Source organism: Methylobacterium sp. J-077, from assembly GCF_022829365.1.
In the GTDB taxonomy this organism is placed as follows: Bacteria; Pseudomonadota; Alphaproteobacteria; order Rhizobiales; family Beijerinckiaceae; genus Methylobacterium.
In genome coordinates this window covers 22,900-36,621 of sequence record NZ_JAKSYJ010000216.1, presented here as the reverse complement: position 1 = coordinate 36,621, position 13,722 = coordinate 22,900, and the positions used below count along the sequence as shown (strand labels likewise).

Annotated in this window: 13 protein-coding genes; 5 read left to right on the top strand and 8 right to left on the bottom strand. The window is 68.7% G+C overall.

All coding sequences use genetic code 11. The features are described 5' to 3' along the window. Positions 1–155 precede the first annotated feature (155 nt). The 6 genes from MKL11_RS26470 to MKL11_RS26445 form a co-directional block, all read right to left on the bottom strand. Positions 156–1,592, bottom strand: a complete 1,437-nt coding sequence (locus MKL11_RS26470) for a carbohydrate porin (protein WP_243948784.1) — start codon at positions 1,590–1,592, stop codon at positions 156–158. Between the two features lie 414 nt (positions 1,593–2,006). Continuing rightward, entirely contained in the window at positions 2,007–3,290 is a 1,284-nt protein-coding gene (gene coaBC / locus MKL11_RS26465) for a bifunctional phosphopantothenoylcysteine decarboxylase/phosphopantothenate--cysteine ligase CoaBC (protein WP_243948782.1), read from the bottom strand. 50 nt (positions 3,291–3,340) lie between these two features. Next, a complete protein-coding gene (locus tag MKL11_RS26460; protein WP_243948780.1) occupies positions 3,341–4,063 on the bottom strand; it encodes a di-trans,poly-cis-decaprenylcistransferase in 723 nt (240 codons plus the stop codon). Positions 4,064–4,140: 77 nt separating this feature from the next. Further along, entirely contained in the window at positions 4,141–4,527 is a 387-nt protein-coding gene (locus MKL11_RS26455) for a transcriptional regulator (RefSeq protein WP_243948778.1), read from the bottom strand. After that, positions 4,517–5,134 carry a hypothetical protein gene (locus MKL11_RS26450; protein WP_243948775.1) on the bottom strand — a complete coding sequence of 206 codons (618 nt, stop codon included), beginning with the start codon at positions 5,132–5,134 and terminating at the stop codon, positions 4,517–4,519. The genes MKL11_RS26455 and MKL11_RS26450 overlap by 11 nt, the downstream gene beginning before the upstream one ends. Positions 5,135–5,292: 158 nt before the next feature. Next, positions 5,293–5,778, bottom strand: coding sequence for a VOC family protein (locus tag MKL11_RS26445; protein ID WP_243948774.1), 486 nt, complete (start codon positions 5,776–5,778; stop codon positions 5,293–5,295). Between the two features lie 99 nt (positions 5,779–5,877). Here MKL11_RS26445 and uvrB point away from each other — a divergent pair, with 99 nt between their 5' ends. After that, positions 5,878–8,619, top strand: coding sequence for an excinuclease ABC subunit UvrB (gene uvrB / locus MKL11_RS26440; protein ID WP_279600732.1), 2,742 nt, complete (start codon positions 5,878–5,880; stop codon positions 8,617–8,619). 180 nt (positions 8,620–8,799) lie between these two features. Further along, positions 8,800–9,855: a hypothetical protein gene (locus MKL11_RS26430; protein WP_243948773.1), complete on the top strand. Its 1,056-nt coding sequence runs from the start codon at positions 8,800–8,802 to the stop codon at positions 9,853–9,855. 7 nt (positions 9,856–9,862) lie between these two features. Here MKL11_RS26430 and tgt read toward each other — a convergent pair whose 3' ends face one another. Together tgt and queA are read right to left on the bottom strand one after the other, a co-directional pair. Continuing rightward, positions 9,863–10,999: a tRNA guanosine(34) transglycosylase Tgt gene (tgt, locus tag MKL11_RS26425; RefSeq protein ID WP_243948770.1), complete on the bottom strand. Its 1,137-nt coding sequence runs from the start codon at positions 10,997–10,999 to the stop codon at positions 9,863–9,865. Next, complete coding sequence (gene queA / locus MKL11_RS26420; RefSeq protein ID WP_243948752.1) at positions 10,996–12,060, bottom strand: tRNA preQ1(34) S-adenosylmethionine ribosyltransferase-isomerase QueA; 1,065 nt, start codon at positions 12,058–12,060, stop codon at positions 10,996–10,998. Before queA ends, tgt begins: the two co-directional genes overlap by 4 nt. A 98-nt stretch (positions 12,061–12,158) precedes the next feature. Between queA and MKL11_RS26415 the strand changes: the two genes are divergently transcribed. The 3 genes from MKL11_RS26415 (at position 12,159) to MKL11_RS26405 (ending at position 13,618) form a co-directional block, all read left to right on the top strand. Continuing rightward, positions 12,159–12,407 (top strand): hypothetical protein, encoded by a 249-nt coding sequence (locus MKL11_RS26415; protein WP_243948750.1) that lies wholly within the window; start codon positions 12,159–12,161, stop codon positions 12,405–12,407. 5 nt (positions 12,408–12,412) lie between these two features. Next, positions 12,413–12,634: a hypothetical protein gene (locus tag MKL11_RS26410; protein ID WP_243948748.1), complete on the top strand. Its 222-nt coding sequence runs from the start codon at positions 12,413–12,415 to the stop codon at positions 12,632–12,634. A 96-nt stretch (positions 12,635–12,730) separates the two neighbouring features. Next, a complete protein-coding gene (locus MKL11_RS26405) occupies positions 12,731–13,618 on the top strand; it encodes a cation diffusion facilitator family transporter (RefSeq protein ID WP_243948746.1) in 888 nt (295 codons plus the stop codon). Positions 13,619–13,722 lie beyond the last annotated feature (104 nt).

Here is a 13,722-nt window from a genome sequence, read left to right as displayed (position 1 = left end):
TGCACAGCCGGTGTCGTCGGCTCCGGTCTGACGTGCTGGCCGGCGGCGGTGCGCAAAAAAAACCGTCGTCGCGGATCCGCAATCCGCGACGACGCGTTGGGCCTTCCCATCGAACGTCGTCCCGAGATCCGAATCTATCGGTTCGCAACGAAGTGTCAGAAATTTATCAGTGACTTCAGGCCCAAGACCACCGCATCAGTCTTCCGCAACGGACTACCGTTTCGGGTAATGTACTGTATGTTCGGCCTGATGATAACGTTGTCGGCGACGTCGATGCTGTAAAACGCTTCGATATATTTTTCCTGCGTCGGGATTTTTCTGGCCTTGTCTGCGAGCAGGTTGCTCATCGAGATGGCGTCGACCAGCCTGGGATTGGGGGTGGTCTGACCGACGCCGAGCCCGAGCCAGTCGTTGGGGCGCTCTGCGCACCAGCCCTTGTAGATCACCCCTGCCGTGACCATCGACGAATAAGTCGCTGTCTCTTCATCGGCGGCGGCCGCCCGGACGAAAGCCGAGAGGTTGCGCGTCTTGTTCGCGGGATCCGGGCGGTAAATCTCCTGAACGCCGGTGAAGTAGAAGCCGGTCCGATCGCCGCGATGTAGAGGCTGCCCCTTGTACATCGCCAGCGGAAGACCCCTGTCGTTCAAGTAGACGTCGTTGCCGCCACCGGTTTCATACCAGCCACCGATCTTGTAGCTTCCCGCAAAAGCGTCGCCTCCGATCTTCGGAAACCAGCCCGCCTCCGTGACGATCAGTGCGCCGGTGGCGTTGCTGAAACCGAAGTTGAACCCTTCGTTCACATCATCCGGATTGACCTGATAAGCACCCACTTGCAGATAGACACTATCCGACGTCCCGATGCGGAGACGGGTTGCCCATTGGCTGACCGGGAAGGTGTAGATGTAGTTTGAAGCGATCTTGCTGACCACGGAACCGCACAGCGAATTGAGCTGAAATTCGCAGGCGAAGCCGCCGAAATCGTCGTTCACCGGAAGACGACCGAATTTCAGATCGACATATGGGCCTAGCTTCTGATCGAACCAGAACTGGCTCAATCGCCAGATCCGGCCGCGTCCGTAGATTTCCTGAACGCTCGTTTGCGTGTCGAGATGCGCGTCCAGTGCCAGGCTGCGCCCTTCGCGATGGCTGATCGTGATCCCGCCGGACGCACCTTCCCAATCGAACATTTTCTGGAAGTCGAACAGGCCGCGGATCGCGAGCTGGCCGGCACCGAGCAGCAGGGGTCCGCGATCACCACCCGCCACGTTTGTGGCGGCTTCGTAGACGTAATCCATGTTGAACAGGACGCCGCGATCCCACAAGAGGTCGCGGGCTCCACCGAGATTTCCGAGCAGTCCGTATTGCGGCTTCAGGTTCTGTGAGTCAGCCGAGCCGGCAGCGGGACGCGTGCTCGGTGCCGGGGTCGGTGGTCGCTCAAGGGGCAAACGCTGCGGCGCGTTCGGATCCGGCAGAATCGTTGATTCTTCCGCGTCTTCGGGCGCTGAAGGCTGTGCCTGCGCCAGTTGGACAAATGGACTCGCTCCGATGACTAGCCATGCCGCGATCAATTTAAAGATCAGTCGACGTGCCATGATCCATAACGCCTCCAAGCCGACAGTTTTCTGCTCGGCATGAGGGCTTCAGAGGCGCGAAAAACGCCAGAATGCAAATTTTCAGCGACGACTTGTGTTCGTTATGAGCAAATCTTAATTTAGGTTTCTTGATTTAATATCGTAAATTTATCTAAATCACGGAATTTGTGAATCGTTTTTGATATTAACATGGGAATCTATACGATAACGGCCGATCCACATCAGAGAACTTGAGAGCGATTCGTCAACAACAAAGCGGACAGAGACCGAATTCGCATCGGCCAACGGTCGCTCCATCGTGATCGGGACTTGGCTCCACGACCACTGGAAACTGTCGGACCGAGCGAGGATCCGCGGCCACACCCGCGGCGAAATCGACGCCGTCCGGTTGCATTGTGCCGGCGTGACGTCGGTTCAGCGGCCCAACAGGCCGGCCAGATGCGCCACGAGCCGGCGGGCGACCTCGTCCTTGCCGAGACGCGGCCAGGTCTCCAGCGCGCCGTCGCGGTGGATCAGGTGGACCGTGTTGTCGGTTCCGCCCATCACGCCGCCCGCGGCCGAGACGTCGTTGGCCACGATCAGGTCGCAGCCCTTGCGGGCGATCTTGGCCCGGGCGTGGTCGAGGACCGTGTCGGTCTCGGCGGCAAAGCCGACCACCAGTGGCGGGCGCCCGGCCGCCACCCGCGACACGGCAGCGAGGATGTCGGGATTCTCCACGAGGGGCAGCGGCGCCGGGCCTGTGCCGTCCTTCTTGAGCTTCTTCGAGCCGGCCTCGGTCTCCGGGCGCCAATCGGCCACGGCGGCCGCGAAGATCGCGATGTCGGCCGGCAGGGCCGACTGGACAGCCGCGAGCATCTCCCGGGCGGTCTCGACCCGGACCATGCAGACGCCGGCGGGATCCGGGATCGAGACCGGCCCGGAGACCAGCGTCACGGTGGCGCCGGCCTGGGCGGCGGCGGCCGCGATGGCGTGGCCCTGGCGGCCGGAGGAGCGGTTGGCGAGGTAGCGCACCGGGTCGATCGGCTCGTGGGTCGGCCCGGAGGTAACGAGCACCCGTCGTCCGGCAAGCAGACGCGTCCCCGGACCGGGTCGCCCCGACAGGAAGCCGAGGCCCGGGGCTGCGGCACCGGCCTCAGCCAGCATCAGCTCGAGGGCGTCGGCGATCTCGTTAGGCTCGGCCATGCGGCCGGGGCCGGTTTCGGCCTCGGCCATCTTGCCGGCATTGGGCCCGACGAGGCGGACGCCGTCACTCTCTAGGGTCGCGCGGTTGCGCCGGGTCGCCGGATGCGCCCACATCTGCACATTCATGGCCGGGGCGATCAGGATCGGCAGGCTAGTGGCCAGCAGGATCGTGGTGGCGAGGTCGGCGGCGTGGCCGCCGGCCATGCGGGCCATCAGGTTGGCGGTGGCCGGCGCCACCACCACGGCATCCGCCTGCCGGGCTAGCTTGATGTGGCCGATACCGGCCTCTTCGGCCCGGTCGAACAGGTCAGTATGGGCCCGCTCGCCTGCGAGCGCCGCCGCGGCCAGCGGCGTCACGAATTCCTGCGCGCCCGCGGTCAGCACCGGGCAGACGCTGGCACCGCGCTCGCGCAGGCGCCGGATCAGGTCGAGGGCCTTGTAGGCCGCGATGCCGCCGCCGATGACGAGGAGGACGCGGCGGCGGGCGAGAGTCTCGGACTTACGGATCTCGGTCATGGCGAAAAGCCTCTGCCTGAGCCGGGCCGTCCGTCAAGCGGGCAGGCGGATTAGGCCGCCGCCGGGACCGCCGGAGCCTTCAGGCCGCCGAAGCGCCGGTCCCGGCGAGCGAAGTCGGCCACCGCCGCGGCGAGGTCGTCGGGGCCGAAATCCGGCCACATCCGGTCGGTGAAGTGGAGCTCGGCATAGGCCGCCTCCCAGAGCAGGAAATCCGAGAGCCGCTGCTCGCCGCCGGTGCGGATCACGAGGTCGACGTCCACCGGCGAGCCGTGCATCTGCCCCGCCACCAGCGCGCCGAAGCTCTCCCGGGTGGCGTCGCCGCCCTGGAGGGCCTGCGCCGCCGCGATGATCGCGTCCCGGGCGGAATAGTCGACGCAGATGCGCAGGTGCAGGCGGGTGCCGGAGGCGGTGGCCGCCTCGGCGGCCCCGATCGCCTCCGGGATGCCCCGGGGCAGGCGGTCGCGGCGGCCGACGACGCTGAGCCGGGTCCCGGTGCGGGCGAGGCGCTGAGTCTCGTTGCGCAGGTAGGAGCGCAGCAACCGCATCAGCCCGCCGACCTCGTCGTCCGGCCGCTGCCAGTTGTCGGCCGAGAAGGCGTAGAGCGTGAGCGTGCCGATGCCGAGATCCGGGCAGGCCTCGGCGGTCCGCCGGATCGCCTCGACGCCGCGATGGTGGCCGGCCAGACGCGGCAGGCCGCGCTGCGTCGCCCAGCGCCCGTTGCCGTCCATGATGATCGCGGCGTGCAGCCCCCCCGGCCCCGCTTCGCTTTGCATCGTAAAGTCTCCCGGCATGGGCGTATCGCTGAGGTTTATGAGGTTTGCGTTGACAATCTCTGCGCGATCCGGCGGTCTCAGGCCGGTTTCGTGGCCGGATCGAGGCCGCGCACCCCGCCCTCGGGACTTCGCTCGGCGGCCGCGGCCGCGTCGCGCACCACCTGCTCGAGCACGCCGAGATACCCGATGAAACGCCGGCGCCCGATCGGCGTCATGCGGCAGATCGTCTGCGTGCGGTTGAGGGAAAAACCCTTCTCGAGGCTGACCAGGTCGGCCTCGCTGAGAACGGCCAGATGCCGGCTCAGGTTGCCGTCGGTCAGCCCGCACAGGCGCTTGAGGTCGGGGAACGGCAGGCCCTTGGGATGGGCCACGAGGGAGGTGAGCACGCTAAGCCGCGCCCGCTCGTGAATGATCCGGTCCAGCCCCTCGTAGGAGAAACGGCCGTCGTCGCGGTCAGAGGTCATCGTCGAAGGCCCGGGCGCCGCGATGGACGATGCCGGCCAGCCAGCTCTGGCCGACCAGGAAGGGGAGCCCCATCGTCCAGGGCGACAGGGCGTGGCTCTCGGCCGCAATCGCCAGCACGGCGAGGCCAGCGAGCAGGTACCAGGCGCCGACCCCCTGGACTGCCCGGGGCAGGATCCGCGCCGAGGCGAACAGGCCTAGGCCGACGAGCACCTGCCACAGGCCGGGCAGCATCCAGACCTCGCCGGGGGCGAAGCGGGCGACGACCAGGGCGAGGCACGCCCCGGTGCCGGCGGCCGGCAGGAAGACCTCGATGGCGTTCCAGACCATGGCGTCGGCGAGGCCCGAATGGAGCCGGCGGCTGCGCCGGACCGCCTCGACACCGATCAGTGCGAAGGCCACCAGGGCGGCGGCGATCCAGAGGCCGAAGAACAGGACCGGCCGGGCGGCCGGATCGCCGAGCCAGAGGGACTGGGCGACCGCGCAGGCCAGCGCCAGGCCGCCCGTCCCCGCGACGGTGGCGGCGCCCAGGCCGCGGAAGGCCGTCTCGCGGGCGATCTGCGAGCGGATCGCGACGATATCGGCCAGGGCCTTGTCCAGGTCCTGCATGAGCTTCAGCCCCCGCGCTGCATCATGCTTTGAACTGCAAAGTACCGACCGGTTCCGGTCACCGCAAGCCAATTCACCGGATGATGATACCGAATTTTCTCTGCATCGGCCCGCTTGGGCGAGGCCAATGCACGGTGAATTCTACCTAAGAGTTGTAATTACCGGTCTTCCCGACGGAGCGCATCGAGATCGAGCCGGGCCGTGACCATCCGCAGGGCGCCGTCCGGGTCGCGGGGCCATTCCGCTTCCGGGCGGTCCCGGTACAGTTCCACGCCGTTCCCGTCCGGATCGCGCAGGTACAGGGCCTCGCTAACGCCGTGGTCGCTGGCGCCGTCCAAGGGAATGCCGGCCGCCTCGACCCGGCGCAGGGCATCGGCCAGGGCGGCCCGGGTCGGGTAGAGCAGGGCGAGGTGGTACAGCCCGGTTGTCCCCGGCGCCGGCGGCCGGCCGCCGAGGCTCTCCCAGGTGTTGAGCCCGATATGGTGGTGGTAGCCCCCGGCCGCGACGAAGGCGGCGCGCTCGCCGTAGCGCTGGGTCAGGCCGAGGCCGAGCACGCCGCAATAGAAGCCGAGCGCCCGGTCCAGGTCGGCGACCTTGAGGTGGACGTGCCCGATACGGGTCTCGGGGTGGATCGGTGCGGTCATCGAGAGCCTCTTTCACGCAGGCCGGAAAACTCCGCGCCGCGGAGGGTTTCTCGCGGCCCATGCGGGGCCCATATTGACCCCATGCCTTCTCGGAAAAACATGCCCGCTCCGAAGAAACCGCGCGCCGCGTCCGTCTCGGCCTCGTCCGCCAAGGCGTCGAAGCCCGAATTGAAGCCGCTCGATACCTATTTGGCCGAATTGCTGAACCCGGCGCTGAACCGCAACCGGCCGCCGCCGATCGCGCCGGAGCCGGAGAAGCCGCGCCCGGGCAAGCCCAGGGGGCGCCCGGCCAAGGAGCCGATCGACAAGGCCGCCACCCGCAAGGTCGAGATCGCCCGCGACGGTTTCAGTGAAGCGCCCCAGGCCGGCTACGCGCTCGGCGACGCGGCGGAGGTCGATCCGCGCCTCGCTCAGGCCCTGGGGCTGACGCCCCCGGAAGATGGCCCGGTGCCCGAGGGCGCCGACCTGCCGGATCCGGGCGGCGACGGCGGCGCCTCGGCCACCGTGACGGCCCTGGAGCGGCTGCTGATCGAGGGCAACCCGCTGTTCAAGGACGGCCAGACCTGGGTGCCGCACCGGCCGGACCGGCCACAGAAATCGGAAGGCGGCCTCCGGTTCACGCTGAAATCGGAGTTCGAGCCGGCCGGCGACCAGCCCACCGCCATCGCCGAACTGGTCGGCGGCATCGGCGCGCTGGAGCGCGACCAGGTCCTGCTCGGGGTCACCGGCTCGGGCAAGACCTTCACGATGGCCAAAATCATCGAGCAGACCCAGCGCCCGGCGCTGATCCTGGCTCCGAACAAGACTCTGGCCGCGCAGCTCTACGGCGAGTTCAAGTCGTTCTTCCCCGACAACGCGGTTGAGTACTTCGTTTCCTACTACGATTATTATCAGCCAGAGGCTTACGTCCCGCGCTCGGACACGTTCATCGAGAAGGAATCGTCGATCAACGAGCAGATCGACCGGATGCGCCACTCCGCCACACGCGCCCTGCTGGAGCGGGACGACGTGATCATCGTCGCGTCGGTGTCCTGCATCTACGGCATTGGCTCGGTCGAGACCTACACGGCGATGTCGTTCACCGTGACGCTGGGCGAGAAGATCGAGCAGCGCCAGCTCGTGGCCGACCTCGTGGCCCTCCAGTACAAGCGGATCCAGGCGGATTTCGCCCGCGGCACCTTCCGGGTCCGCGGCGATTCGATCGAGCTGTGGCCGGCCCACCTGGAGGATCGCGGCTGGCGGATCGGTATGTTCGGCGACGAGATCGAGTCGATCGTCGAGTTCGACCCACTCACTGGCAAGAAGATCGCCGAACTGAAATTCGTGAAGGTCTACGCGAATTCCCACTACGTCACGCCGCGACCGACGCTGCAGCAGGCGATCAAGGGCATCAAGAACGAGCTGAACGGCCGAATCGAGGAACTGACCAAGATGGGCCGGCTGATCGAGGCCCAGCGCATCGACCAGCGCTGCACCTTCGACATCGAGATGATCGAGGCCACCGGCGCCTGCAACGGCATCGAGAATTATTCGCGCTACCTCACCGGCCGCCGCCCCGGCGAGCCGCCGCCGACCCTGTTCGAGTACCTGCCCGACAACGCCCTCGTCTTCACCGACGAGAGCCACGTCACCGTCCCCCAGATCGGCGGCATGTACCGGGGCGACTTCCGCCGGAAGGCGACGCTTGCCGAATACGGCTTCCGCCTGCCGTCCTGCCTCGACAACCGTCCGCTGCGCTTCGAGGAATGGGACGCGATGCGTCCGCAGACGGTCCACGTCTCCGCGACGCCCGGCAAGTGGGAGATGGAGCGCACCGGCGGCGTCTTCGCCGAGCAGGTGATCCGCCCCACCGGCCTGGTCGATCCGGTGATCGAGATCCGCCCGGCGCGCGCCCAGGTCGACGACCTGCTCGGCGAGGTCAAGGCGGTCGCGCTGGCCGGCTACCGCACGCTGGTGACCACACTGACCAAGCGCATGGCCGAGGATCTCACCGAGTACCTGCACGAGAACGGCGTGCGGGTGCGCTACATGCACTCCGACATCGACACCCTGGAGCGGATCGAGATCATCCGCGATCTGCGGCTAGGAGCATTCGATGTCCTCATCGGCATCAACCTCCTCCGGGAAGGTCTCGACATCCCGGAATGCGCCCTGGTGGCGATCCTCGACGCCGACAAGGAAGGGTTTCTCCGCTCCGAGACCTCCCTGGTCCAGACCATCGGCCGGGCGGCGCGGAACGCCGACGCGCGCTGCATCCTGTACGCGGATTCCATCACCGGCTCGATGGAGCGGGCGATGGCCGAGACCGAGCGGCGGCGGACCAAGCAGCTCGCCTACAACGCCGAGCACGGCATCACGCCCCAGAGCGTGAAGCGCGGGATCAGCGACATCCTCAACAGCGTCTACGAGCGCGACCACGTCCAGGTCGATACCGGCTTGGCCAAGGACGCGATTACGGTCGGCCACAATCTCAAGGCGGTGCTGGCCGACCTGGAGAAGCGGATGCGCGCGGCCGCCGCGGATCTCGACTTCGAGGAGGCGGCGCGCCTGCGCGACGAGCTCAAGCGCCTCCAGGCCACGGAACTGCTGGTCTCGGACGATCCCATGGCCCGGCAGGGGGACGTGGAGCGCGAGGCCGGCAAGTACGGCCGCAAGGCGCCCCGAGGTGCCGGCTCGACACGCATCTCGAAGCCCGACCTCGACAATATGGGCCCGGGGACAGACCGGGAGATGCCGGCCGATGCGGTGCCGTGGCAGGAACGGCCGAAGCCCCGCTCGACGCAAGGCCTCGGCGGCCAGAAGCCGAAATACAAGGGCGGGGGCGGGCGCAAGCGAGGCTGATCGGCAGCGTCAGGCCTAAGCGCAACACATGTTTCAGTCGTACCCACGGTGATGCCGTGGGCACATATCGCGAAGGGCCCCCTTCGGACACAAGGGCGCGCGTCGCAGCCTGCAAGAACGTCGACGCCTCAAACCTCTGTAGCCTGTCGGCGTAGACCGAAGCGGGTATGCGGCTTGCTCATGGCCACGAAATCGCCAACCTATCCTGTCGACGTCGAGACCCAGCCCGCCGCCTGGGCCGGCTTCACGCGGGTATTCCTGATCGGCGCTGCTTCGCTCGGCCTGGCCATCGTCGCTACTGTGGCGATTCTCGATCCCTATGGTCTGCGTGCCGCCCCCTCGCATCCGCCGGGGCCGATCATGGACACGAACCAGCGGCTGTCCTATCCGCAGATCGCCAGAGGCGGCGCATTCGATGCCGCCGTGTTCGGCACCTCTACGGCGCGGCTGCTCGAGCCGGCCGCCCTCGATACCGCCTTCGCTGCGCGTTTCGCCAATCTGGCGATGAACGCCGCGACACCGGACGAACAGATCCGGCTCGCCACACTCTTCCTCGCGCACCGGCCGGTGAAGGCGATCCTGTTCGGCCTCGATACGACCTGGTGCGCCGCCGATCCGCCGGCCCGCACCGCCAACGCCTTTCCGGACTGGCTCTACGAGACCGGCGCACCCTGGGGCGTGCTCCGCCAGATCAGCCAGCGCGCGGTCACGATCGCCGCACAGACCGCGTTGGCGCGCCTCGGCCTGGCCCGGCCGCGGATCCGCCCGGACGGCTACGCGATCTTCACGCCGCCCGAGTCGCTGTACGATCCCGTGCGCGCCCGGGCCCATATCCGGGCCGGCGCCCGCGATCCGGCGGCAGCCGCCGATCCCGCGGATGCCCCCATGCCGGCGCTGGCACGGCTCGACGCGCTCCTCGAAACAATTCCGGCGGGTGCCCTGAAGCTCATTGCCTTCATGCCGGTGCACGCGGCGGCGCAAGGTGCCCCCGGATCGCCGGCCGGACAGCGGGAGACGGCCTGCAAGGCCCGCGTCGCGGACATCGGCGCGAAACGCGGTGCCGTCGTAGTGGATTTCCGGATGCTGTCGCCCGTGACCACGCAGGACACGAACTACTGGGACGCGTTGCATTACCGCCTGCCGGTGGCCGCGCGGATCGTGGCGGATCTGAACGCGGCGGTCCGCACTGGCGCCGACGACCCGGCCGGAATCTATCGGGTTCTCGCGCACCCGTGACGCCGGTTCATCCGGCGGCGCGTTCGGCCCGCGCCCAGCCCTCGCGGGTGGCGCTGCAGTAATCCGCGAACCGCCGGTCACGGATCGCCGCCCGGGCGCCGGCCATCAGGTCCTGATAATAGGCCAGGTTGTTCCAGGTCAGCAGCATCATCCCCAAGATCTCGTTCGACCGGACGAGGTGATGCAGATAGGCCCGGGAATAGTCCCGTGCCGCCGGGCAGGTCGAGGTCTCGTCCAGGGGCGCCGTATCCTCGGCGTGGCGGGCGTTGCGCAGGTTGACTCGGCCGTTCCTCGTATAGGCCAGGCCGTGACGGCCGGCCCGGGTCGGCATCACGCAGTCGAACATGTCGATACCTCGGGCGACCGCCCCCAGGATGTCGTCCGGCGTGCCGACGCCCATCAGGTAGCGCGGCTTGGCCTGCGGCAGGTGCGGCTCCACGGTCTCGATCATGGAAAACATCACCGCCTGCGGCTCGCCGACGGCGAGGCCACCGACCGCGTAGCCCTTCAGGTCGAGGTCGGTCAGCGCGCGGGCGCTCTCGACGCGGAGCGCCGGGACGTCACCGCCCTGCACGATGCCGAACATCGCCTTGCCCGGCTGCTCGCCGAACGCCACCCGGCAGCGCTCGGCCCAGCGCAGGGACAGGTGCATCGCCTTCTCGATCGCCTCGTGCTCGGCCGGCAGGCGCACGCACTCGTCGAGCTGAATCTGGATGTCGGAGCCGAGCAGGCCCTGGATCTCGATCGAGCGCTCCGGGCTCATGTGGTGGGCGGTGCCGTCGATATGCGAGCGGAACGTCACGCCCTGCTCGTCGATCTTCCGCAGGGCGGAGAGCGACATCACCTGGAACCCCCCGGAATCGGTGAGGATCGGCCGGTCCCAGTTCATGAACCGGTGCAGGCCGCCGAGCCGCGCCATCCGCTCGGGGCCGGGGCGGAGCATCAGGTGGTAGGTGTTGCCCAGCACCACGTCGGCGCCGAGCTCCCGCACCTGACCGGGATACATCGCCTTGACGGTGGCGGCGGTCCCCACCGGCATGAAGGCCGGCGTGCGGATGGTTCCTCGCGGCGTCGCGATTGCGCCGGTCCGGGCGGTGCCGTCCTGCCCGTGCAGGGTGAAGCCGAAGGGCACGGTCTCGGTCATGGCATGTCCGCGCGCGGGCCTGGGAACAGCAGGCTGGCGTCGCCGTAGGAGTAGAAGCGGTAACCGCTCCGGATCGCGTGCGCGTAGGCCGCCCGCATCGTGTCGAGGCCCGAGAAGGCCGAGACCAGCATGAACAGGGTCGAGCGCGGCAGGTGGAAGTTCGTCACCAGGGCGTCGACTGCGCGGAACCGGTAGCCGGGCGTGATGAAGATGTCGGTCGGCCCCGAGAAGGCCGTGAGCGTGCCGTCGGGTCTCGCGGCGCTCTCCAGCAGGCGCAGGGCCGTGGTGCCCACCGCGACGATCCGGCCGCCGGCGGCGCGGACGGCGTTGAGGGCGGCGGCGGTGCCGGCGTCGAGGATGCCGATCTCGGCGTGCATCCGGTGGCCCTCGGTATCGTCCGCCTTGACCGGCAGGAAGGTGCCGGCGCCGACATGCAGGGTCACGTGGTGCCGGTGCAGGCCGGCCGCGTCGAGCGCCGCCAGCAGACCGTCCGAAAAATGCAGCCCCGCGGTGGGCGCCGCCACGGCGCCCGGATGGCGCGCGTAGATCGTCTGGTAGTCGGTGGCGTCGCGGGCGTCGGTGGGGCGCTTGCCGGCGATGTAGGGCGGCAGGGGCAGGGCGCCTTCCAGCGCGATCTGGGCGTCGAGCGCGGCCCCGGCCCGGTCGAAATCGAGCACGATCTCGCCAGCCTCCCCCTTCTCGGCGACGATTGCCCGAAGCTCACCGAACTGAAGCGCATCGCCGACAGTTAGCCGCTTGGCCGGCCGGGCGAAGGCGCGCCAGCGCGCGGGCGCCTCGCGCAGATGCAGCATCACCTCAGTGCGCTGGCCCGGCGCGCCGGGGCGGGTACGCACGCCGTTGAGCCGCGCCGGGATCACCCGCGTGTCGTTAAAGACCAGGGCATCGCCCGATCGGAGCGCGCCCGGCAGGTCGCGGACGGTACGGTCCGCCAGCGCCTCGCCCGGGCGCACGACGAGGAGCCGCCCGGCGTCGCGCGGCTCGGCCGGGCGCAGGGCGATGCAGCTCTCCGGCAACTCGAAATCGAACAGGTCCACGCGCATCGCCGGCTGCCTGCACCGAACGGCACGCGGTTTCAACCTCGGAACCGGTTCGCGCCGCCGCCGGTTCACGCCACACCGACGCCGGAGACGCCCGAACGATGCCCTGGTACGCCGTGCGCCCCCGCGATGCCGCCGATCCGCGCTGGCCGCTCCCCGGCACCGAACAGATCGTGCTCAAGGCCGACGATCCGGCGACCGCCCGGGCGAAGTTCGAGGAAGCCTATCCAAGCGCGCCCTTCGGCAGCCCGGCCGTGCCGGTGCCGAATTCCGGGACCGGAAGCTTCCACGGCGATGCGGACGCGCTGATCGTGGCCGAGACCGGCGAGCCGGCTTCCCCGCAGGATTGAGCGCCATGGTCAGGACCGGCCGTCCCGCACGCGTGACCCTCGACGGGCAGCTCGTCGGCTATTGGGACCGCGAGGCGGCACGCCTGGAGACGATCGCGGCCGCTACACGCTTCGCGTGGCAGAAGCGCCGCCTCCTCCGCAAGGCAGCAGAGGCGCGCGGCAAGGCCGAGCGGAGCCGACAGCGCGAGGCAGCCCGCGACCCGGCGCCTGAGCCGACCGACCCATAGCCCAAGCTAAGACTCTTTCGGCAGCGTCGAAGCTTTGCCGTGGCCTGAGGCAAGCTGCATCCCGTATGGGCACGTCGACTCGTGATCGGCGACCCCATGGACCGGACCCAGAAAGCAGCCCTCCTCAGCGCCGGCATCGGCCTCGGGGTGACCGGACTGAAATTCTACGCGGCGTGGCTCACCAGTAGCCTGGCGCTGTACTCCGACGCGCTGGAGAGCATCATCAACGTGGTCGCGGCGGTCGGCGCCTTCGTGGCCCTGCGGGTGGCGGCGCGCCCGGCCGACGCGGAGCATCCCTACGGCCACCACAAGGCCGAGTTCTTCTCCGCGGTGATCGAGGGCGCGCTCATCGTCGTGGCGGCGGTCCTGATCCTGCGGGAAGCGTATTTCGGCCTGCTCGCCCCGAAGCCGCTGGACGCGCCGGCTCTTGGCCTGGCCATCAACCTCGGGGCCGGCGCCATCAACGCCGTCTGGGCCTGGGCGCTGATGCGCTGGGGACGCGCCTGGCGCTCGCCGGCCCTGATCGCCGATGCCCGCCACGTCTTCGCCGACGTAGTGACTTCGTGCGGCGTGCTGTTCGGCGTCGCCGCGGTCTGGCTGACCGGCTATCCAATCCTCGACCCGGCGGTGGCCGGGCTCGTGGCGCTCAACATCCTCTGGTCCGGCTTCCGCATGGTGCGCGAATCGGTCGACGGCCTCATGGATCGGGCGGCCTCGCCCGACATGGTCTGCGAGATCCGCTCGCTGATCTCCCGCCACGGGGAGGGCGCCCTGGAAGCTCACGACGTCCGGACCCGCTCGGCTGGCCAGGCGACCTTCATCGATTTCCACCTCGTGGTCCCGGGCAGCATGACCGTCGAGGCCTCGCACGCCATCTGCGACCGGCTGGAAAGCGCCCTGGAAACGACGATCCCCGGGGCGGTCGTGACGATCCACGTCGAGCCCGGCGAGGAAGCCAAGGCCCGCGGCCTGCCGGTTCTCTGAACCCAACGGCACTCGGCGGCACGAGCTGGCCTCGGACTGCACGGGAAGCGGCGTCCCGGCATTCGGATCCAGCACGCCGCCTCGGGGCTTTGATGGGACGTCAT